We start from the raw sequence: 22776 nt of genomic DNA on the forward strand, positions 1-22776 counted from the left end.
ATTCTATCCTTCAATACGGCTGAAATTCGATAAACAGAAGTGTTTTTTGTATTCGTAACGGATGGAAAAAGCTTTGCAGCATTATCGAGCTTATACCATTTGTTCAATTGGAATTTCTTCCTTTCTAGATTCATGCTGTTTAGCTCTTGTTTGTATAATCAATCGAATTTAATTACAATGAAAATCATAAACTCTTGTGTAACATAAGAGTCAATAGGAGCAGATTGACATGAGGACATACTACTCTATCGGAGAAACTGCCAAACGAAGCAGCACGACCATAGAAACCTTACGGCATTATGACAGAATTGGCTTGTTGAAGCCTGCAAAAGTAGATGTTCACACGGGTTATCGCTATTATTCAGATGAGGAATTGGTTTATCTGAACGTGATTAACTTTTGCAAACAACGAAGTATGCCTTTGAACGATATAAAAGAGCTGTTCGCAAATGACCATTATGAATATATTATTCCTTGTCTGATAGCGACTGAAGATAAAATAGATCAGGAAATTAAACAACTGCAACAAACTAAAAAATTGCTTTTAGCTTTGAGAGAACAGTATGAAACGCGTACGACACTCATACCAGAGCAGCTTTCCGATCATATTTTTTCGTGCAAACAAATTCCAAAAAGAATGATCTTAACGTTTCCTTCTATCCAGCAGCCGAGCATTGAAAATTTCCAACTGCTGCAGGATCTGCTCATGCAATATAGCAGTGGCGGCGAGGGAGATTCATTTATTTTCGAACATACAGCATTTATATTGACGACATTAGAAAAAGAGCAGTCTGAAAACCATTCTGTCCTATTTGGTGTCTGTGAAAAGTGGCCTGCCGAGGCAGACAATATGGCCGTATTGCCAGCCGGAACGTATATTTATGGTTATTGCTCCGAAGATCAAAAAGCATTGGCCATGCAAAATATGATAACCGATGCAAAAACGAAATATGATGCTGAACTAGCATTTATTGTCCAATCCGTTATTTTTACAGGCATTTTTCAATGGGTATATGAGCTTCAAGCGTTATTGGTACCCTGTTCAGAGTAAAATGCAAACGGGACTGTCTCTCAAGGTCATAGACCTTAAGGGACATTCCCGCTTTTGTAAGATTAAATATAGTCCATAATAAGTCCAGCCGTTTCTTCTATCGCTTTGTTCGACACATTGATAACGACGCAGCCTAATTGCTTCATTAACGCTTGCCCGTATTCCAGCTCCTCTATGATACGCTGAAATGTTGCATATTGGGACCCCGTAGGAAGTCCAAGCACTTTCAACCGCTCCGTGCGGATATTAAGAATATGCTCAGCATCCATTGTAAGTCCAATGATGCGGCGGCTTGGAATTTTGAATAGCTCCATAGGTGGATTGACCTCTGGCATGATGGGCAAGTTCGCGGATTTTATGCCTTTATGCGCCAAATAGATACTTAACGGCGTTTTTGATGTACGTGATACGCCAATCAGAACGACCTGGGCTTGCAGCATGCCGCGGGCATCCCGACCGTCATCATATTTGACCGCAAACTCCATCGCTTCTATTCTCCGAAAGTAATCCTCATTCATTTCATGGAGCAGGCCCGGTTGTCGTTTAGGCGTATTTCCATACGTGTCCACAAACGCCTGAAGCATCGGACCCATAATGTCCACTGCGCGAATTTGAAATCGTGTGGCTTCTGCTTTCATCATTTCCCGCAGTTCTGGCTGGACTAGCGTATAAGCGATAAAACCACCCTTTTCTGCCGTTTCCTTAACAACTTGCCGAACCTCATTTACACTTCGTATATTGCTGAACCGCCTGACCGCAACTTGCTCTGGGTTAAATTGACGAATGGTCGCCTGAGCAACCGCCTCGGCGGTTTCGCCAATTGAGTCAGAGCAAATGACTAAATATTGCTGCTCATTGTGCATCATTGTTTTCCGAATTTCATCTTAGCTTGAGCCGCAGCTATTCTTGCCAGAGGCACCCGGTAAGGGGAACAGCTGACATAATTTAATCCCGCGTTGTGGCAGAAAAAGATCGATTCCTTATCCCCGCCATGCTCCCCGCAAATGCCTGTTTTGAGCTGCGGTTTACGTAATCGGCCTTTCTGAACAGCCCATTCGACTAAAAGACCAACCCCTTCGGTGTCCAGCACCTGAAATGGATTTACGGGTAATATCTCATGGTCAACATAGTGACTGAGAAACTTGCCCTCCGCATCGTCCCGACTATAGCCGAAGGTCATTTGTGTCAGATCATTTGTACCAAAAGAGAAAAAGTCAGCATGATCGGCAATTTTGTCTGCGGTTAACGCCGCTCTAGGCACCTCAATCATCGTCCCTATTTTATATGATATGTGTTCTTTATTTGGGCCAAGCACCGTATCAGCAGCACCTTCAACAAGCAATCGCATCACTTTCAGCTCGTTCGCATGCCCCACAAGAGGAATCATAATTTCAGGTAAAACTTGAATTCCTCTATTTTTACAATTCACTACAGCATGGAATATCGCAATGGCTTGCATTTCGTAAATCTCGGGGAAAAGAATGCCTAAACGACAGCCTCGTTGTCCAAGCATCGGGTTCATCTCTTGCAGATTGCGCACCTTGCGTATAAGAGCATCCAATGCTTGCTTTTCGCTGACATGCTCGTGAACATTTGCAGCTAGGAGTATTTGCTGCTGTCTCACGACCAGCTCCTCCAAATGCGGTAAAAATTCGTGTAAAGGAGGGTCGAGCAGCCTTATTGTTACAGGAAAACCATCCATCGCGGTAAATATACCTTCGAAATCGCTTTGCTGCATCGGGAGAAGCAGATCGAGTGCTCGTTGCCGCTCCTCCTTCGTATCCGCCAGGATCATGGCTTGAACGACAGGCAAGCGCTCCGCGGACATGAACATATGCTCCGTTCTGCATAGACCGATGCCTTCTGCGCCGAATGCTCTTGCTTTCTCCGCATCCTCCGGTGTGTCGGCATTCGTTCGAACAGCCAAATCGCGCACTTCATCCGCCCATTCGAGCAGCTCCTCCAGCTCCACGCTAATTTCTGGTTCTTTGAGCGTCACTCCGCCCAAAATTACGCGTCCAGTGGAACCGTCCAGCGTTATCCAATCGCCTTCACGTACCGTGATTTCACCGGCAGTGAATAACGCTGGATCTTTATCGATGCGAACTTCTTCGCAGCCGCATACACATGGCTTCCCCATTCCCCGTGCCACAACGGCGGCGTGGCTTGTCATCCCCCCACGGCTTGTTAACACGCCTTCGGCAGCGATTACGCCGTGAATATCTTCCGGACTTGTCTCTGCGCTGACAAGCACAACCMTTTTGCCTTCGCGCACCCATTCCTCAGCCTTGTCAGCATCAAAAACAACTTGCCCCGTAGCTGCTCCCGGCGATGCTGGCAGTCCCGTTGCCAGCACATCCAGCTTAGCATCCTCATCAATCGCTCGGTGAAGCAATTTATCCAAATGCTCCACCTCTATTCGAGCGAGCGCCTCCTCCCGCTTCAGTATGCCTTCCTTGGCAAAATGAACAGCTAGCTTTACCGCTGCTTGTGCCGTTCTTTTCCCATTCCGTGTCTGCAAAATGAACAGTGAGCCGTTCTCCACCGTAAATTCAATATCCTGCATATCCTTATAATGAGCTTCCAGCTTAGCGGCTGTTTCTACAAGTTGTTTAAATACTGCTGGCATTTCCTGCTCCAGCTTTGCAATCGGCAGAGGTGTTCGCACGCCAGCAACAACGTCCTCACCTTGGGCGTTGATCAAGTACTCCCCGTAGAGCATCTTGGCGCCCGTTGAAGGATTTCGGGTAAACAATACTCCTGTTCCGCAATTATCCCCCATATTGCCGAATACCATCGATTGAATATTTACTGCTGTTCCTTGATAATCTGGAATGTTATATGCTTTCCGATAGACGATTGCCCGGTGATTGTTCCACGAACGAAATACGGCTTCGACGGCTAGCTCAAGCTGGGTGTAAACATTTTGCGGAAACATTTGGCGTGATTTTGCTTCAATTAACTGTTTATAGGAAACAATCAATTCCATCCAAGCTTCTGCCGGCAAATCCTTATCATCTTCTATAGATCTGCTTAGCTTCAATTGATGCAGCAGTGATTCAAAATATAAACCTTCAATATCAAATACGACGTTACCGAACATTTGGATGAGCCTTCTATAACAATCATAAGCGAAACGCGGGTTTCCCGTTTGGCGAGCAAGCGCCTCTACCGTAACATCGTTAAGCCCTAGGTTAAGAATAGTGTCCATCATTCCGGGCATTGAATTAACCGAGCCCGAGCGGACTGATACCAGCAGCGGATTCTCATCCCCGCCGAATGATTGTCCTTTCAGCTTTTCCACTAACATTAAAGCATTCCGAATTTCCACGAATAGACCTTCCGGCAAAAGCTGCCCTCCAGCATAATAAGCTCTGCAAGCCTCCGTTGTAACTGTGAACCCAGGAGGAACTGGAAGTCCGGCATTCGTCATTTCTGCCAAATTCGCACCTTTTCCACCGAGCAGATGCTTCATCCCTGCGTTGCCTTCATGAAAGAACAGCACTCTATTGCTCGTCATCACTCGTGCCTCCTTGTTTTCTCCCGGAATTGTAATTCGTGCAATTGGCTTGACCGCACTCCAAGTAATAGACCGTTACTTTTTCAGTATCCAAGGTATCAATGACTGAATCGCAATGCTTACAGAGTATCACTCCCATTTTTACCTTGCAGCGGTTTGTTTCCATCCCTCAACACCCCCGATAGAATGTGGGTTACATGCCCATTGCGCCAAATCCATTACTCTGCAGGAATAAGCCCACTCATTGTCATACCATGCCAAAACCTTTAATTGGTCTCCGCTCACCATAAGAGATGAACCATCAATAATAGCTGAAAACTCATTTCCAATGTAATCCGATGAAACAAGCGGTATATCGACTACATCAAGATAAGATTTCAAGTTCGTCGCAGCGGAAAATACAAAAGCTTGTTTTACTTCCTCATATGAAGTCTTTTTGGCCAGATGAACAGTCAAATCAACTAGCGATACATTCGGAGTCGGAACACGTACCGAGATCCCTTGAACGAGCGGAGCTAAGTGCGGCAATACATCAGTAAGCGCTTTACCTACTCCCGTTGAAGTGGGGATAATGGATTGTGCACATGCACGTGCACGTCTAAGATCTTTGTGAGGATTGTCCATATGATTCTGATCACTGGTGTAGGAATGTATCGTAGTCATCCATGCCTGCTTTATGCCGTAAGCTTGATCTAGCACATCTAGCACTGGAGCAACGCAGTTTGTCGTACAAGAGGCTGCGGAGATAATGCGATGTCGATTCGAATCAAAGCGATGCTCGTTAACTCCCATCACAACCGTAAGGTCGGCTCCCTTGCAAGGAGCAGTAATCAGTACCGTCTCGGCACCTGCCGCAATATGTTTTGATGCACCTTCACGATCTGTAAACTTACCCGTCGCATCAATTGCCAGCGTTACGCCCAGCTCCTTCCAAGGAAGCCGCGACGGATCTTTTTCCGTTAAATATTTAATCTTATTATTGTTAATCCGGAGATCTCCATCCTGTACAGATACATCTGCATCCCAGATGCCATGTACCGTGTCATATTTTAATAAATGTGCAATGGTCTCAACAGGATAGGTTGAGTTGACCGCTTTAACCCTCAGTCCTTTCATTTTTTTGGAAAAAGCTCTGCGTATAAGTAATCTGCCAATTCTACCCGTGCCGCTAATGCCCACTCCAACCTCCATTACCATTACCCCCTGTTATGATTTAAATCTATATAATACATAACATATAAATATTTAGTACGCAATATATAATTATATAAGACGCATAAATCACATATTATTTACTATGTTTTTATATATGCGTCATATACTGAAGTGAGTATGAATGTTAAGACGATTTACGCCAGCCACTTGATCGACTCGTTTTGTTGATTGTACACCATTTTGAATAATATTGACACCATGTCATAATTATAATATAGTTATCTAAACAATAGTAGAATTTACTCAAGAAGAGGTGACATAATTGAAAGCGATTACGCAGGATTATTCGTTAGAGTACGCCAAACAATTAGATCATATGGATAAGCTGGCACATTTGCGCGAAGAGTTTTATGTACCTGACGGCATGATTTATTTAGACGGAAATTCGCTTGGCCTCATTTCCAAACGCGCTGAACGAACGATGCTTGAGATGCTTGAGTCATGGAAAACACAAACGATCGATGGTTGGACCCAGGGCGAGCGCCCATGGTTTTTCTTGCCTGAATCCCTTTCCAAGCAGATGGCTGCCCTTGTCGGAGCAGATGCGGAGGAAGTAATTATTACAGGTTCTACATCGACGAATATTCATCAGCTTGTGTCAACCTTCTATCAACCATCAGGCAATCGTACGAAAATAATGGCAACTGATCTCGATTTTCCGACCGACATTTATGCTCTTCAAAGCCAGCTTCGCCTAAAAGGGTATGATCCCGAGACACATTTGGTTCGTGTAGCCAGCCGTGATGGCCGAATGATTGAAGAAGATGATATTATCGCAGCAATGTCCGAGGAGATCTCTGTCATACTGCTTCCGACCGTGCTATATAGAAGCGGACAATTACTAGATATTAAACGTCTAACAGCAGAAGCACATGCTCGAGGTATAATAATTGGGTTTGATGGCTGTCATTCGGTAGGCTCTATTCCTCATTATTTCAGTGATTGGGACGTGGATTTTGCGCTGTGGTGCAATTATAAATATTTGAATGGCGGACCGGGCGGCGTTGCCTCTCTTTATGTGAACAAGAAGCATTTTGGCCGTGTTCCTGGTTTAACGGGTTGGTACAGCTCTAATAAAAGCAAGCAATTCGATATGGAGCACAATTTAACAGTCGAGCACACTGCAGGCGCTTATCAAATCGGAACGCCGCATATATTCAGCATCGCACCGCTCATTGGAGCATTGGAAATTTTTGACATGACTTCAATCGAACAAATTCGCGAGAAGTCACTGCATATTTCACGCTACATGGTCGAGTTAATTAATCATGAGCTGCCGGGTCTTGGTTACGTGCTTGCAAATCCGCAAGAGGATGACCGCCGCGGCGGCCATATCAGCTTGGAGCACGATGAGGCGATTCGAATATGCAAAGCTCTTAAGCAAAATCATGTCATCCCCGACTACCGTTCTCCGAACGTCGTGCGCCTTGCACCAGTTGCTCTCTACACGACCTATGCAGACGTTTGGCAAACCGTACAAATTCTCAAGAACATCATTGTAGAGAGGCAGTACGAAGCATTTGATGCCAAACGCGGCGTTGTTGCCTAGTTGACTAAACGAATAACAAATGTAACGCAGCCCCCTCTCCGCAAATAGTGGAACGGGGGTTTTTGAAGCGGTACGGTAGACATTATTACGGAGTTTATTAATAGTAAGGAATGAGTTTCAATCCCCGTTTAGTAAACGCATCTGGTAAGCCTACTCCCCCATCCCTCCTCCTGCATGTTCTAACGAACTCCACAGTCGCTATTTGATCAAATTAGGCTTGTTTTAATTTCTAACGAACCCCACACTCCCTATTTGCCTAAGTTACCTCACATTTGGACATCAATTTGAGCAATAACGCCACTGGAGTTCGTTAGCGTTCAGAAAACACAATTTCCTGCCCAATAGCGTCTACTGAGTTCGTTAGGAATGAAAATGAAAATGTAAGCATCCCCTCAACCAAAACAAACTAAAAATGACACCCAAACTGTTATCAGTTTGAATGTCATTTTCATTTCCAAGCCATGCTTATACGCAGCTTAAAGATACGCTTCCCAGATGAGCAAACTGTGCTTGAATTGTATCTCCCGGCTGAAAAGCAATCGCTTCCGTAATCGCTCCGCTCAGCACGATATCGCCTTTGCGCAGCCCTAAGCCGCRCTCGCCTAACTTATTAACAGCCCATGCGACCGATACAGCGGGGTCGCCCAGCACCGCGGCACCGGCGCCAGTAGCCATCACTTGATTGTTTTTCGAGAGCACAACGCCGATTTCAGGCAAATTCAACTCTCGCACGGGAACCATTTTGCTGCCAATTATAAATTTAGCCGATGAGCAATTGTCCGCTACAACATCCRCAAGCGTAAACTTGAAATCCAAATACCTGCTGTCTATTACTTCAATCGCTGCAGCAACATACTGCGTTGCACGCAGCACATCTTCACCGGTTATATTCGTTCCTTGCAAATCCTCGCCTATAAAGAAAGCAATTTCCGGCTCAGCCTTCGGATGAATCAACTGTTTGAAATCGATAGATTCCCATTCCAAAGCTAGCATATCGCTAGTCAGCTCACCGTAAATCGCTTCATAGACACCCATCATTTCCTGCTTTGCTTTGCTAGTCAGCCCCAGCTTATAGCCAATCGAGCGCGTGCCAGCTTGAATCTTGCGCTGCAACAGCTGCTTTTGCACATCATAAGCCTTCTCTATCGTTAAGTCTGGATATTGATCTGTAACCTTAATTACTTCTCTGCACTCTTTCTCGGCATCGTACAAATACGTTGCGATTTCTTGTTCCATTTCGCGTGTGATCTCCATCGTTTACAACACCCCGTTCTTATATCTGTCCGCCAGCTCTGCGGCAACATCAACAATCATGTCTTCTTGTCCGCCGATAATGCCCCTTCTGCCAAGCTCAATTAGAATGTCGCGCGAGTCAATGCCAAATCTTTTGCTTGCGCGATCCGCATGCAGCAGGAAGCTGGAGTATACACCCGCATAACCCATCACGAGACTGCCCGTGACAATTTCTTGCGGGCGCTGAAGAAGTGGACCGACGATATGCTCAGCCAAATCCATCATTTTATACAAATCGATCCCGATATTCAGACCTAATCGATCTAACACCGCAATTAAAACCTCTGTTTGGGTATTGCCCGCTCCAGCCCCCAAGCATCGCACGCTGCCATCAATTCGAGTTGCCCCTTCTTCGATTGCTACAAGCGTATTGGCAACTGCCAAAGACAGATTATTGTGCGCGTGGAAACCAATTTCTATCGATAAGGCTTGTTTTAACGCTTCAATTCGCTCACGAACCTGATGCGGCAGCAGCGCTCCGGCAGAATCCGTCACATACACAGCCTCAGCGCCATAGCTTTCCATCAATTTCGCTTGTTCCACCAGTTTTTCTACGGGAGCGGAATGCGACATCATCAGGAARCCAATCGCTTCCATGCCGAGCTCTCTAGCCATATAAAGATGCTGGGCCGACACATCTGCTTCCGTGACATGGGTTGCTACTCGTACTAGACTCGCCCCTAGAGCTCTTGCTTGCTTCAGCTCATGAACCGTCCCTATGCCCGGCAGCAGTAGAACGGCGATCTTCGCTTGTTTGCTTTCATCTACGGCTGCTTCAATCAGCTTCATTTCATCAACGAGCGAACGGCCATACTGCAAAGTCGACCCGCCTAAACCATCGCCATGGCTGACTTCAATATTGTGCATGCCCGCATCATCAAGCGCACGAACAACGCTCCGTACCTGTTCCTCTGTAAATTGGTGTGCAACCGCATGGCTGCCATCCCGCAAGGACACTTCCGTAATTTGGACCGGCTGATTACTTTTTCGGTTCACCCTTTACACCTCGCTATTCGTTTCGCTAGACTGGTTTGATAGGCGGTTTTTTGCATAATCTTCAGCTACCCGGACAGAGGCAGCCGTCATAATATCAAGATTGCCTGCGTATGGCGCGAAGTAATCTCCCGCTCCCTCTACCTCGAGAAACACCGATACTCGATTTCCATCAAAAATAGGCTCCTGCTTCAAGCGATAGCCTGGCACGTATTCTTTTACGCGTTCAACCATGTCATAAATCGCTTTGCTTATCACGGCCTCATYCATATTTTTCACTTCGCAATAGACGGTGTCTCGCATCATAAACGGCGGATCTGCTGGATTTAAGACGATTAGCGCTTTTCCACGATCTGCACCGCCCACCTCTTCTATACCGCGGCGTGTTGTAATCGTAAACTCATCGATATTAGCTCGCGTGCCTGGCCCCGCGCTTTTGCTTGCGATTGTCGCTACAATCTCAGCATAAACGACGTCCGCCGCTTCATTTATAGCATGAATGATCGGGATCGTTGCTTGCCCCCCGCATGTGATCATATTGACGTTCGTCGCTTGCAGATGATTGCCCATGTTTACGACAGGGGATAGGAATGGCCCAACTGCTGCCGGTGTTAAATCAATGACCATTTTGCCCATCTTTTGCAGCACTTCATTATGTTTAACATGAGCTTTGGCGGAAGTAGCATCAAAAATAATGTCTGCAAGCTCAGGATTGTCGATAAGCCCCTGAATGCCATTCGAAAAAGTCGCATATCCGCGTCCTTTGGCCCGCTCAAGTCCTTCCGAATTCGGATCGATGCCGATTACCGCTGTAAGCGTAAGCCAATGGCTTCTTTCCAGCTTGTACATTAAATCCGTACCGATGTTGCCAGATCCGATAATAGCTGCTTTCAATTTCCCCATATGGTTTGTCCTCCTACTCGAATGCTACGGATACCGACCCGATAGAACCAAATCGTGCTTCGATGTGGTCTCCGGCTTTAACCTGAACCGCTCCTGACAAAGCACCCGGCAAAATAATTTCTCCAGCCTTTAATGAAATATCAAATTCACTAAGCTTGTTCGCAAGCCATGCAATCGCATGGGCTGGATGTCCGAGTGCAGCTGCTCCCGCTCCCGTTGCGACTTGCTCGCCATTTTTAAATAAAATCATTCCAAGATCGCGTAAATCTATATTGTCGATAGACGTTTTTTTCTTCCCGATCACAACTTTTGCCGATGAACCATTGTCAGCTACCGTATCGATCAGCTTGATTTTCCAATCCGCAATTCGGCTATCAATAATTTCTAATGTAGGCACAATATATTTTGTAGCTAGCAGCACATCGAGGAACGTTACATCCGGCCCCTTCAGATCCCGATCAAGGATGAAGCCGATTTCCGCTTCAATGCGAGGTGCGATCATTTCCTTTGCTTTTACGATGCTTTGATCTTGCACTTCCATATCATCAAGCAAATGTCCATAATCCGGCTCATTGACATTCAGCATCGTTTGCATCGCTTTGCTTGTTAGTCCAACTTTCTTGCCTATAATGTGACGACCTGCCTCCAGCTTTTGCTTGACGACCTGCAATTGTACGTGATAGGCATCGGTTACAGTTATTTCCRAATAACGTTCAGTAAAAGGTGCGATAGCCACTTTTGTCGCTTCCGCTTCCAATAGTTCACTTGCCAGCGTATTGATGATTGGGTTCATAGTAAATGTCCTCTCTTTCCTCCTAAAAATAAAGCGGATGGTGACGATATCGTCACCATCTTCCTTATAGCTTCATCGTGATCGATTTGGCTTCTGTATAGAAATCAAAGCTATGACGACCGCCTTCACGGCCGATTCCACTAGCTTTCGAGCCTCCAAATGGGGTACGCAGATCGCGGAAATACCAGCAATTAATCCAAAACAATCCGGAGTTTACAGAAGCGGCCACACGATGTGCGCGGCGCAGGTCATTCGTCCAAACGACGCCAGCAAGTCCATAAATCGAGTCGTTTGCTATTCGAATCGCATCTTCTTCTGTTTTGAATGGAATGACCACGAGAACCGGTCCAAAAATCTCCTCCTGCGCAACTCGCATCTTGTTGTCTACATCATAAAGCACAGTTGGCTTATAGAAGTTGCCATTTCCAAGCCCTTCGACGCGTGTGCCTCCGCAGCCGAGTTTCGCACCCTCAGCGAGTCCTATCTCCACATAGCTGTGGACCTCTTCGAGATGTGATTTGGATACGAGTGCCCCCATATCCGTCTCTTCGTCAAGCGGCATACCTACTTTTATTTGATTAACAGCTGCAATAAATTTTTCCAAAAACGTATCGTATACGCTTTCATGAAGCAGCATACGTGAGCCGGCAAGACAGATTTGTCCTTGATTACGGTAGATGGCATCGATTGAGCCTTTCACAACTTCATCCAAATCAGCATCTTCAAAAACGATATTAGCTGATTTGCCGCCCAGCTCGAGAGAAACTGGAATCAATGATTCTGCTGCATTTCGCATGACCGTCTTACCTGTACCCGACTCGCCGACGAATGAAATTCGGCGAACATAAGGATGGGAAGCCATAATTGTGCCAACCGTGCTGCCTGATCCGGCAATGATGTTCAATACGCCCGGAGGAAGCCCAGCTTCATTTGCAATTTCCCCAAGAACAAAAGCACTGAGCGGTGTGTTCGAAGCTGGTTTAACAACAACCGTATTGCCAGCTGCAAGTGCTGCCGATACCTTCCAGGTCATTTGCATGAAGGGCAAGTTCCAAGGAATAATGATGCTGGTTACGCCCGCTGGTGCATATTTGGTATAGGACATCATGCCTTGCTTTTCAAAATTTTCAGCATGATGATAGAGTGCCATTTCGGCAAAAAATCTCATATTCGATGCCGCTCTCGGTATATCAAAGCCACGGCTTTCTTTAATCGGCTTGCCGACATCAAGTGTTTCTAGTACCGCAATTTCTTGATGCCTTTGCATAATCAAATCGGACATGCGGCATAAAATTTCGGCTCTTTTCTCTACTGTCATATGGCTCCAAATGCCGCTTTCGAACGTTCTCTGCGCTACCTCGATCGCCCTGATCGTATCTGCTTCATTCGCCATTGCCACTGAGGCCAGCTTCATATTCGTTGCCGGATTAATCGTATCGAATGTGGCACTCGAAATGGAATCTACGAATGCGCCGCCGATAAATAGCTTCGCATCTTTTACAGCAGGATTTGCTATAATGTCATGATTCATCTACAGCCCTCCTACTCTTCAATTTCGAGAGTCATTTCAATTTCAATGGCTGTATTGTTTGGGAGCTGCGCCATTCCAACCGCGGATCTTCCATGCTTGCCCTTATCTCCGAAAACATCAACCAGCAAGTCAGATGCGCCATTCATTACTTTCGGCTGCTGCGTGAAATCTTCTGTGCTATTTACGAAACCTAAAATTTTGACCACACGTTTCACTTTGCTAAGCTCGCCGAGCTCCTGCTTCACGACTTTTAATAAATTAATCATCGATTGCCGTGCAGCCAGATAACCTTCCTCGACGGTTAAATCCCTGCCCAGTTTTCCATGATACTCATCTACCCCCTGACCTGCTGTGAAGAGCAGGTTCCCCGCCCTAACGCAGGTTACATAATTGCCTACCAGCGGACGTGAGGAGCCAAGCGTAATGCCAAGCTTTTGCAAGTTTTCTTCCGGTGTTGCCAGCGCTTGATTTTCCACCTAAGTCACCTTCTTATTCTGGTTTCCATTCCTTAACTTCTTCAGACATTACATGTCCGCATGATTTGCAAGTACGCACTTCTATATTTGAATTGAAGCTGTGGATCGCTCCTTTTACCTGTGTTTCAATATCGGTTAACTGTACGGTAACGCGGTGCATCTCGTGATTGCAGCTCTCGCAAAACCATACAAAATCCTCTAGCTCCCCTTTGTCGCGTTTGCGCTCAATAACGATGCCAAACGTGTCAGCCACACGATGCGGTGAATGCGGTACCATTGCCGGCAGCATGAATACTTCGCCTTCATTAACGGCAACAACCTTACGCTCGCCAGCCTCGGTAATACATTCCACATAACAAGAGCCCTTCACTTGATAGAAGAACTCATCGGACGGATCAATGTGAAAGTCTCTGCGTCTGTTCGGCCCGCCAAGCACCATGGCAATAAACTCAGAATCTTCCCATATTACCTTGTTATTAACGGGTGGTTTGAGCTGCTCCTTGTTATCTTCAATCCATTTCAAAAGATTAAAAGCGGTTAATGATTTAGCAGTTGCCATAATAAACCCTCACCTTCAAATCGATATTTTTTGGATAAAAGCTGATCTTGTTTTCACTATAAGATAATGTCGACATCGTGTCAATATTAATATTGACGATATGTCAGTTTTATTTGAAAGCGCATTAAAAAAGGGAAAAGACCGCGTCGCCAATCGGCACTACTGCGGTCTTCTCCCTGCCAAATCATCTTAAATACTAGTCACAACAATCGCCTTATCATCCTGATTCCACACGGCTTTACTTCCGGTTGCTAGTTCAATAAAGGAGATCGGAATATACGTTGTACCGCCCACCATGACTGAAGAAGCAGCCATCGGTTTCTTCACTCCATTCACCGTTGCTTCCTTCTGCCCAATCTGCAGTTGAATGGTAACGCCGTCTTTTGTCCCCGTTACCGTCTTGGAAGCACCATTCCATTTCACTTCATAACCTAATTTCTCAAAAATAGTACGTAAGGGAACGAGCGTTGAACCATCTTTGCTAAAAGGCTGTGCCGCCAAAGGAAGTGCCGCCTCACCGTTAAGCTGGAGACTCGCCTTAGGCAGTCCGCTAACAGGATCACCAAGAAGCGGCGAAGAAAGGACGTACATCCCATGACCAGAGAACACCCAAATTAAATGGCGATCCCATTCTACAAAGGTGCCATGCACGGGATCAGATTGATCGCTCATATACTTTTTACCTTCATCGTCAGTCAATTCGCCTGACATTTTCGGCACAAAATAAGCAGCAATCGTTGGTTTTAACGGATCTTTAAGATCAAACATTTGAATGCCTGCATTGTAGAATGCATAGGGCATATATTGTTGGCTTGGCGTACCTGGCTGAATTTCAGCATAGCCGGTACGCTTCGGTCCGAAGCTGCCTCGACGCTGGCAATAGTCCGTAAACGGCGCATCTGCCGGCGGCGTTGGACGCGGCATAATCGTTGCTATTTTCGGATTTAGCGGATCTTTAACATCAATTGCGTAAATTTCTTTATACGGCTCATGGCAATCCTCGCTGAGCGGATAACCGCTGTAATAAACCATGCCTGTCGTCTCTACTTTACTGACGTCGATATTATCGCCCTCAGTGCCTGCAAAGCTCATCGGCATTTCAAGATGCGATACCGTCTTCATATTGTTCGGATCAGAAATATCTACAATGTAGAAGCCTAATCCCCCCATCGCTGCATAACCGTATTTTCCGCCTTCTTCTACTGTCTTCGGAATAAACAACGGCATTCGCGATCCCATCCAGCTTGTTTTATTACCCGCTCGCGGATTTAGATTATATTGTGCTTCTTCGCCAATGCGTTGTCCAGGTACTGACCAAATCGATAGCTGCTTTGGTTTTGTTGGATCAGAGATGTCATAGACAAGCTGTGCACCTGAATAAAGATAGGTTTTATATTCTGTGTTCGCGTAGCTGTCGTCTGGAGCACCTGCAACAAATAAATATTTATCGCCGGAATAGACTGGGATATCTTGGCATCCAGATCCCTGCTGAGGCTTATCTTTGGAGTAAGCGCTTGAATCAAGCGGCGTCTCGGAAAGAATTTTCCAATCCGTCCAGTTCGGGCCGTTCACCTCGTAAATTCGGAAGCCGCGCAGCATTTCAAAGTCGCGAATTGCCTTTACTTCGTCTGGATTCGTGTACTTATTCGTTATTTTGCCGTAGCGCGGAACCTCATAGCACTGAACAGCTAAATTTTTATCTAATTCCTCGTTGTACTTCACGTTAAATGGGCCAAATTGATGTTCACCCGCTTGTTTATCGATCCATTTTGTCGTAATAAGCTCGGCCTTTAGCGGATCCGTTATATCAAACAAATTGTATTGATTGGTCTCATAGTCATACAAATAGCGACGTCCATCCAAATCAAAGGATGTTTGCCAGCTGTGTCCGTACCCCGCTACGAATGGATAGAAGGCTTCAACCTTCATGTTTTTAATATATTGATTCAAGTCTAGATAAGGCAAGCTGCCGTTGAACGGCTGTGGTCCTTCATTTTCCGGCATGACCGTCGGATGAGTAAATACGCCAGTCTCTACATTGTAACCCCAGCTGCCTTCTGCTGGTTCGGCGGGCTCACCCGGCAATCTTTTATGCGTTTCGTCTACTGGATACGGTTGTCCGGCATCAGGTGCATTCACGTTGACGCCTGTGCGCTTCGCAACATAGGCGCCTGAATTGGATTCTGCCTTAACGGCAGTTGTATCAGAGGATGCAAAGATAGGTAAAGACGGAAAGATAAGCGTACTAACAACAGTTACGAGGAGAACACTACTAAAAATTCGCTGCCTGACCGCTTTTTTCATCAGTTCAAAACCTCCAGGAATAAAATATTCATCACCTTTTGGAAACGCTTGCAATTGATCTGATCGAGCAACCCTGACAAAACATTCATGCTGTTCTTAGCTCGAACGTATTCAGCCCCTTTAACAGCCTCCTTCAAAAACATCAGATGTAATTCCAGAATCATCCTAACAATATATTGAATGTGACACAGTGTCAATATGATTGATTTCATTTTTTTGTCATTCTTTTATTCTGAAAAAAAGCTGCAACGACAAATAAGAGTCTGTCGAAATTACCATTCGCCAAGACTCATTTTCAGTCATCATTCCCCTATCGATCACACAACATTAAATCGTTAATCGTCTTTCCAATCTGCGTGCAAGTAAAGAAAGCGTATAATTGACGATGAAGTAAAGAATAGCGACTAGCATTAAAATTGGAATAACAAACTTAACATTATAGTTATAAATAATTTGTGCACTTCGCATCATTTCTGGGAGTGTGATTACGATAGCAAGCGATGAGCCTTTGAGAATAGAAGTACACTCGCTGACGATAGGCGGAATCATCCGTTTTAGCGCTTGCGGGAGAATAATATGCCATATCGTTTGGACATAGGTTAAGCCGGAAGCCCTTGCAGCCTCCACCTGCCCCTTAGAAATGGAATTTAAACCGCTGCGGACAATTTCACATAACATAGCTGACGCATAAATCGTCAAGCCCGCAACTGATGCGGTAAACACGTCCAGCTTTAAGCCAATTTCCGGCAGTGCAAAAAAGATAAAGAAAAAGACGAGCAGAAGCGGAATGTTGCGAATTAAACCTACATAGAGAGCAATGATTCTCGCAATAATAGGAATTTTGGCATATCTAATAATGCCCATGATCGTACCAAATACGAAGGCTAATACAATAGAGAGAGCTGATACTTCAATCGTTACTAAAAATCCTTTAAGTAAGTAAAGAAGATTATTCGCTGAGTAAGCACCTATGAAATCCATGACAGCTCTCCTTTCTAATCGCTCGCCGATAATTTCCGTTCTAGATAGCCGATAAAGAGACTGAGCGGAAGCGTCAATATTAAGTAGAAAATAGCTACAAAAATGTATACATCAAATACAATAAACGTATCTGATGAAATAATGTCCCCGTAATACATAAGATCCTTGCCGGATATCGATCCCAGAATAGCAGAGCCCATCACCAAATTTAGAAATTGATTGCCAAGAGGCGGGATAACAACTTTAATCGCCTGCGGCAAAATAATATGTCGCATCGTTTGAATGTAAGTAAGTCCTGATGCCCGCCCCGCCTCAACCTGCCCATGAGGTACTGCTTGAATTCCTGCCCTAATCGCTTCTGCAATATAGGCACCCGAATATACGGCTAATCCAAGCGTTCCGCTTACAAAGGCATTTAATTGGATCCCTACCGCCGGTAAACCAAAATAGAAGAAAAAGATTTGTATGAGCAAGGGCGTATTTTGAATAAATTCAATATACATCGTCGCCAAGCCCTTAACGGGCTTCACGGGAGAAATCTTCATGACGGCAACGATCGTTCCAATCACTAAACTTAATAGCAGCGCGAGCAGACTGACCTGAAGCGTTGTTAGAAAACCAGCCCAAAATTGTTCCCTGTATTCAAGTAAAATTGAAAAATCCAACATCTAACTCAGTCCTCTCCGCTTCTAGATGTCTAAGGAGATAAAGGGACGAATGAACGCATTCGTCCCCTCCTGCCATTATTCTGGTTTTTGTTTTAACCATTTTTCATATATTTTGTCGTACTCACCGGTTTCTTTTAATTTTTTTAGCGAAGCATTAACCTTATCCAGCATTTCTTTATCGCCTTTTCTCACTGCGATTCCCCATGGCTGATCTTCAATAACACCGCCAACTAGTTTATATCCCGGGTTTTCCAAGGCAAGTCCCATTAAAATAGCATTGTCAGTCGTTAGCACATCACCTTTGCCCGTGCTAAGCGCCGTAAACGCTTCGCCAAGGTTCTCATATTCAGATACGACTGCTTCCGGTGATTTTTCTTCAATTACTTTGCCGTCTCTCGTTCCTTTAACAGCGATAACCTTCTTGCCCTTTAAATCTGCAATGCTTGTAATTGCTGAATTCTCCGGCACGAGCAGTGATTGCCCTGCACTGAAATACGGATCAGAGAAATCCACTTCCTGCTTTCTCTCTTCTGTAATTGTCATCGTCCGAACGATCAGATCGATGTCGCCATTTTTGAGCATCGGTATTCTTGTTTTACCATTCACTTCAACATATTCAATATTGTCTTCCGAGCCCGTGATGTCTTTTACGATAGCTGCTGCAATATCGAGGTCAAAACCTTTGGTTTTGTTATCTCCCGTGTCAACATAACCAAATGGAAAAGCATCTGCGCCAATTCCGACGGAAATTTTTTTCTGATCCTTGCCTGATGCCGGTTCTGCTTTACCTCCGCACCCAGCCAGACTAACAGTAAGCAACACCGATGCAACCGTTATACTTAAATTCTTCTGCCATTTCTTCATACGTAAATCCCCCTTATTCCCTTTTATTAATGAACCAGAATTCGACTAAGAAACAATCTCGTTCTGTCTTCACTTGGACTGGAAAAGAAATGTTCAGGTTTTCCTTCTTCAACGATCTGACCTTGATCCATAAATATAACGCGATCGGCTACTTCACGTGCGAAGCCCATTTCATGCGTAACCACAACCATAGTCATGCCTTCTCGTGTTAGCGCTTTCATGACGTCTAAAACTTCACCAACCATTTCAGGATCTAATGCAGATGTCGGTTCGTCAAAAAGCATGACTTTCGGCTTCATTGCAAGTCCCCTTGCAATAGCAACCCTTTGCTGCTGACCGCCTGATAGTTTGGAGGGGAAAACATTTGCTTTCTCCGTTATCCCAACTTTATCAAGGTAATACATAGCCAGCTTCTCAGCCTCGTTCTTTGGCATGCCTCGTACTTTGATAGGTGCAAGCGTGATGTTCTCAATAACTGATTTATGTGGATATAGATTAAAATGCTGAAATACCATTCCAATCTCTTGCCGCATGACATTAATATTCGTGTGCTTGTCATTCACTTTATGGCCATTCACAACAAGTTCTCCAGAAGTAACATTCTCCAATCGGTTAATGCAGCGCAGAAGCGTGCTTTTTCCAGATCCTGATGGACCAATGATGACAACCACTTCTCCTTCTTTGATGTTTAGATCAATATCTTTCAGGACGTGGTTCGAGCCATAATGTTTATTTATTTTGCGAAATTGAATCACGCGGTGAACCTCCGATACGAAAGAATTTTGCAGCATTTCCGCCAAATAAAGCGGCCTTTTCTTCTTCGGTTAAGTTGAGGCTTTGTTCGATGACCTGGCCTGGAGGAACCTCCCTTAGCAAAAAGGGGTAATCAGAGCCCATCATAATTTGTTCATGACCAAATCTATCTATCATGAATTTGAGGTTAAGAGGATCGAACACTAAAGAATCATAAAACATTTTTTTGGCATAATAGCTGGGCGGATGCGTTGTTAAACGAAGCTGCGGCCATACGTTCCACCCTTGATCAAGCCTTGGCAGAATATAGGGAAACGATCCGCCGCCGTGAGCAAAACAAACCTGCAAATCTGGGAATCTCTCCATTAGGCCGCTCCAAACAAAAGTAGCTGCCGCTAGAGCCGTTTCGCTTGGCATGCCTATCGTATACATGAAATTATGCCTTGGCGTTCTATCTTTTCCGAGTGTCTCCCATGGATGAATGAACAAGGGGACCTTCCATTCTTCAGCCATTTGGAAAAATGCAATAAAGGAAGGATCGTCTAAATTTTTGCCATTTATGTTGGAGCCGATTTCAATTCCATTTAAATGAAGCTCATGCATGCAGCGATCCATTTCACGAATAGCGGCATCAGCGTCCTGCATCGGGACGGTACCGAGCCCGGCAAAACGGTTTCTATGCTGCGCGACCGTTTCAGCTATAAAGTCATTCTGAATGCGTGACATCTCTATTGCTTCATCTAATGGTGCCCAATAAGAAAAGGTAACTGGAATTGGAGACAAAACCTGCATATCGACGTTTTCCCTATCCATATCCTCTATTCTTTTTTTGGGGCTCCATACTTGATCCGTTACTTCACGAAATGATTTGCCGGCTACCATAATCGTAGCACCGCAAGTACATGTTCGATTTAATATCGGCCATCGATCTCCCCCGTATTTCTGATAAAAATCGGGAAGCTGCTCAGGTATAATATGCGTATGCGTATCGATTCGCATGATTTGAAACCTCCTTATAAAAGGGATATCATTCTAAGTAGAAAAGCATGAGCTGGGAATAAAGATGACGAGATGTCAGTTTTTTTGAAAAAAAACACCATCGAATCCCAAATGAGGTATACTATTTAAATAAACCGCTTACAAATTGTGCATCCTTTGTAAACTTTCAGCTTGGATATCTATCATATTATGATGATTATGACATCATGTCAATAAGAATTATGCAAATTTGATTTTGAATGATAGTCGATGAACCGCCATTCTTTTTTATATTTACAATAGGGATGTCATTCGACTAGAATGTATAGTACTCTACAGGCAATATTCTCTTGAAAGGTTGAGATCCTATATGGAAAACGAAATAAAAGATATCGACGGTCGACACCTTAGATCGCAGCAAACGAGGCAAAAGCTTTTAAAAGCAGCCAGAACCGTTTATTTAAAAGAAGGCTTTCAGAACAGTACAATTAATCAAATTATTAAATTGGCAAAAACCGGTTATGGTACAGCCTATACCCATTTTACCGGAAAAGATGATTTTCTAATCGTATTGATGGAAGACGTCATGCAGCAGTTTTTTGATATCGCGAATATCTCCTTCCAACCGACATCCAAAGAAGAGGCTAAAAAGGTCATTAAGAGTCAAGTACTCACCTTCTTCCAAATAGCCGAATCAGAACGAGACATGATGAAAGTGTTTGCTGAAGCTATGGGACTCTCATCCGCGGTAAATACAAAATGGGAAGAAATACGACACAAGCTTATTCAAAGCATAACGACTGACATCACCTACTCTCAGCAGCATGGTTTAGCTCGAACAGACTTAAAAGCAGAGCTCGTTGCATGCCAATGGTTCTATTCGAATGAAATGTATCAATGGGATATTGTTCATAACAGACACCAATATACTCTCGAAGAAATTGCGAATACCATCACAACTATGTATACCGACGCTCTTTACTTATAAGGGCTCGGTATGCCTTTTTGGCATTCTTGCACAATAATATTGACACTTTGTCATATTTATTTTATATTGATGCTGCGTCAACTTGTTTGCACAAAATTGGTTGAAGGGATGGAAAAGCAGATGATTATCGGGGTTCCAAAAGAAATTAAAAACAACGAAAACCGTGTCGGAATTGCACCAGCCGGAGTAACGGCCTTCTTGAACAATGGTCATGAGGTTTGGATAGAAGCGCAAGCAGGAGCAGGCAGCGGATTCTCGGACGCTGACTACTTAGCCGCAGGAGCTAAAATTGTGTCCACTGCTCAGGAAGTCTGGTCTGCAGAAATGGTTATTAAAGTGAAAGAGCCGCTTGCAGAAGAATATGTTTATTTTCGTGAAGGCTTATTATTATATACCTATCTTCACCTTGCTCCAGAAGCAGAGTTAACGAAAGCATTGGTCGATCGCAAGGTCGTGGCCATCGCCTATGAAACAATTCAATTCGATAATGGAGCTTTGCCGCTGCTCATGCCGATGAGTGAAGTTGCCGGACGGATGTCGATCCAGATCGGTGCCCAATTCCTTGAGAAGCCGCATGGCGGAAAAGGTGTTTTATTAGGCGGCGTGCCTGGGGTAGCGCCTGGTGAGGTGGTCATTATCGGCGGCGGAATCGTTGGTACAAATGCGATTAAGATCGCTGTCGGATTCGGTGCTTCTGTTACCGTACTCGATGTAAGTCCAGATCGCCTTCGGCAGCTTGACGATATGTTTGGCGGGCGTATTCGAACGCTAATGTCCAATAGCTATAACATCGCAGAAGCGGTGAAAAAGGCTGATCTTTTAATCGGTGCTGTTCTTATTCCAGGAGCGAGGGCTCCTCGCTTAGTTACCGAGGAAATGGTTAAAACGATGCAGCCGGGGTCAGTTATCGTCGACGTTGCCATCGATCAAGGCGGTTCTATTGAAACGGTGGATCGTATTACTACACACAGCAATCCTACCTATGAAAAACATGGTGTCATCCACTATTCCGTTGCGAACATGCCTGGTGCCGTCGCTCGAACTTCTACGATTGCTTTAACTAATGTAACGATTCCTTATGGCGTACAAATTGCCAACAAAGGGTACAAGCAGGCTGCTCTAGACAACAAAGCCATTGCTAGAGGAATTAATATTGCTGAAGGCATTGTAACCTATAAAGCGGTTGCCGATGCACACGGATACGATTACATTGACATTTCCGACTATTTGAATACCCCTTCTAAGCAAGTTGCCTTGTAAGGGAGAATCATTAGATATGCCAATCGTAACGATTCAGATGATGGAAGGAAGATCAACCGAGCAAATAAAGTCTCTTATTGCCAGCGTAACAGAGACC

Annotated in this window: 21 protein-coding genes; 4 read left to right on the forward strand and 17 right to left on the reverse strand. The window is 44.7% G+C overall.

Features of this window, described 5'->3' with window-relative positions:
• The first annotated feature begins 229 nt into the window (after positions 1-229).
• Positions 230-1051 (forward strand): MerR family transcriptional regulator, encoded by an 822-nt coding sequence (locus AB4Z17_RS20950; RefSeq protein ID WP_441961859.1) that lies wholly within the window; start codon positions 230-232, stop codon positions 1049-1051.
• Between the two features lie 62 nt (positions 1052-1113).
• On the opposite strand, the gene AB4Z17_RS20955 is transcribed toward AB4Z17_RS20950, so the two are convergent.
• Genes AB4Z17_RS20955 through gap form a run of 4 tightly spaced genes read right to left on the reverse strand, consistent with a single transcriptional unit; the run spans position 1114 to position 5762 of the window.
• Positions 1114-1914, reverse strand: a complete 801-nt coding sequence (locus tag AB4Z17_RS20955; RefSeq protein WP_441909541.1) for a pyruvate, water dikinase regulatory protein — start codon at positions 1912-1914, stop codon at positions 1114-1116.
• Positions 1914-4571 (reverse strand): pyruvate, phosphate dikinase, encoded by a 2658-nt coding sequence (gene ppdK / locus AB4Z17_RS20960; RefSeq protein WP_441961861.1) that lies wholly within the window; start codon positions 4569-4571, stop codon positions 1914-1916. Before ppdK ends, AB4Z17_RS20955 begins: the two co-directional genes overlap by 1 nt.
• Positions 4558-4737 (reverse strand): GapA-binding peptide SR1P, encoded by a 180-nt coding sequence (locus AB4Z17_RS20965; RefSeq protein WP_441961863.1) that lies wholly within the window; start codon positions 4735-4737, stop codon positions 4558-4560. The genes ppdK and AB4Z17_RS20965 overlap by 14 nt, the downstream gene beginning before the upstream one ends.
• Positions 4713-5762, reverse strand: coding sequence for a type I glyceraldehyde-3-phosphate dehydrogenase (gap, locus tag AB4Z17_RS20970; RefSeq protein ID WP_441909437.1), 1050 nt, complete (start codon positions 5760-5762; stop codon positions 4713-4715). The genes AB4Z17_RS20965 and gap overlap by 25 nt, the downstream gene beginning before the upstream one ends.
• Before the next feature lie 286 nt (positions 5763-6048).
• Between gap and kynU the strand changes: the two genes are divergently transcribed.
• A complete protein-coding gene (gene kynU / locus AB4Z17_RS20975) occupies positions 6049-7335 on the forward strand; it encodes a kynureninase (protein ID WP_441961865.1) in 1287 nt (428 codons plus the stop codon).
• Between the two features lie 465 nt (positions 7336-7800).
• On the opposite strand, the gene AB4Z17_RS20980 is transcribed toward kynU, so the two are convergent.
• The 13 genes from AB4Z17_RS20980 to AB4Z17_RS21040 form a co-directional block, all read right to left on the reverse strand.
• A complete protein-coding gene (locus AB4Z17_RS20980; protein ID WP_441961867.1) occupies positions 7801-8589 on the reverse strand; it encodes a 2-keto-4-pentenoate hydratase in 789 nt (262 codons plus the stop codon).
• 3 nt (positions 8590-8592) lie between these two features.
• Positions 8593-9624, reverse strand: coding sequence for a 4-hydroxy-2-oxovalerate aldolase (dmpG, locus tag AB4Z17_RS20985; protein ID WP_441909433.1), 1032 nt, complete (start codon positions 9622-9624; stop codon positions 8593-8595).
• Between the two features lie 3 nt (positions 9625-9627).
• On the reverse strand, positions 9628-10524 hold the full coding sequence (locus tag AB4Z17_RS20990; protein WP_441961869.1) for an acetaldehyde dehydrogenase (acetylating): 897 nt from the start codon (positions 10522-10524) through the stop codon (positions 9628-9630).
• Positions 10525-10537: 13 nt separating this feature from the next.
• Positions 10538-11317 (reverse strand): 2-keto-4-pentenoate hydratase, encoded by a 780-nt coding sequence (locus AB4Z17_RS20995; protein ID WP_441961871.1) that lies wholly within the window; start codon positions 11315-11317, stop codon positions 10538-10540.
• 64 nt (positions 11318-11381) lie between these two features.
• Positions 11382-12848 carry an aldehyde dehydrogenase gene (locus AB4Z17_RS21000; RefSeq protein ID WP_441961873.1) on the reverse strand — a complete coding sequence of 489 codons (1467 nt, stop codon included), beginning with the start codon at positions 12846-12848 and terminating at the stop codon, positions 11382-11384.
• A gap of 11 nt (positions 12849-12859) precedes the next feature.
• Positions 12860-13324 (reverse strand): RidA family protein, encoded by a 465-nt coding sequence (locus tag AB4Z17_RS21005; RefSeq protein ID WP_339203834.1) that lies wholly within the window; start codon positions 13322-13324, stop codon positions 12860-12862.
• Positions 13325-13337: 13 nt separating this feature from the next.
• Positions 13338-13883, reverse strand: a complete 546-nt coding sequence (locus AB4Z17_RS21010; RefSeq protein ID WP_339203835.1) for a 3-hydroxyanthranilate 3,4-dioxygenase — start codon at positions 13881-13883, stop codon at positions 13338-13340.
• 189 nt (positions 13884-14072) lie between these two features.
• Positions 14073-16187 carry a stalk domain-containing protein gene (locus tag AB4Z17_RS21015; RefSeq protein WP_441961875.1) on the reverse strand — a complete coding sequence of 705 codons (2115 nt, stop codon included), beginning with the start codon at positions 16185-16187 and terminating at the stop codon, positions 14073-14075.
• Between the two features lie 327 nt (positions 16188-16514).
• On the reverse strand, positions 16515-17168 hold the full coding sequence (locus AB4Z17_RS21020; RefSeq protein WP_441961877.1) for an amino acid ABC transporter permease: 654 nt from the start codon (positions 17166-17168) through the stop codon (positions 16515-16517).
• Positions 17169-17182: 14 nt separating this feature from the next.
• Positions 17183-17836, reverse strand: coding sequence for an amino acid ABC transporter permease (locus tag AB4Z17_RS21025; RefSeq protein WP_441880947.1), 654 nt, complete (start codon positions 17834-17836; stop codon positions 17183-17185).
• 75 nt (positions 17837-17911) lie between these two features.
• Positions 17912-18700, reverse strand: a complete 789-nt coding sequence (locus AB4Z17_RS21030; RefSeq protein ID WP_441961879.1) for a transporter substrate-binding domain-containing protein — start codon at positions 18698-18700, stop codon at positions 17912-17914.
• 26 nt (positions 18701-18726) lie between these two features.
• Positions 18727-19455 (reverse strand): amino acid ABC transporter ATP-binding protein, encoded by a 729-nt coding sequence (locus AB4Z17_RS21035; protein WP_441961881.1) that lies wholly within the window; start codon positions 19453-19455, stop codon positions 18727-18729.
• Positions 19430-20452, reverse strand: coding sequence for an amidohydrolase family protein (locus AB4Z17_RS21040; RefSeq protein ID WP_441880945.1), 1023 nt, complete (start codon positions 20450-20452; stop codon positions 19430-19432). The genes AB4Z17_RS21035 and AB4Z17_RS21040 overlap by 26 nt, the downstream gene beginning before the upstream one ends.
• 349 nt (positions 20453-20801) lie before the next feature.
• Between AB4Z17_RS21040 and AB4Z17_RS21045 the strand changes: the two genes are divergently transcribed.
• Positions 20802-21419 carry a TetR/AcrR family transcriptional regulator gene (locus AB4Z17_RS21045; protein WP_441909420.1) on the forward strand — a complete coding sequence of 206 codons (618 nt, stop codon included), beginning with the start codon at positions 20802-20804 and terminating at the stop codon, positions 21417-21419.
• Positions 21420-21539: 120 nt separating this feature from the next.
• A complete protein-coding gene (gene ald, locus AB4Z17_RS21050) occupies positions 21540-22679 on the forward strand; it encodes an alanine dehydrogenase (RefSeq protein WP_441909419.1) in 1140 nt (379 codons plus the stop codon).
• The last annotated feature ends 97 nt before the right edge of the window (positions 22680-22776 follow it).

This window comes from Paenibacillus sp. TAF43_2 (assembly GCF_052113545.1).
Taxonomy (GTDB): domain Bacteria; phylum Bacillota; class Bacilli; order Paenibacillales; family Paenibacillaceae; genus Pristimantibacillus.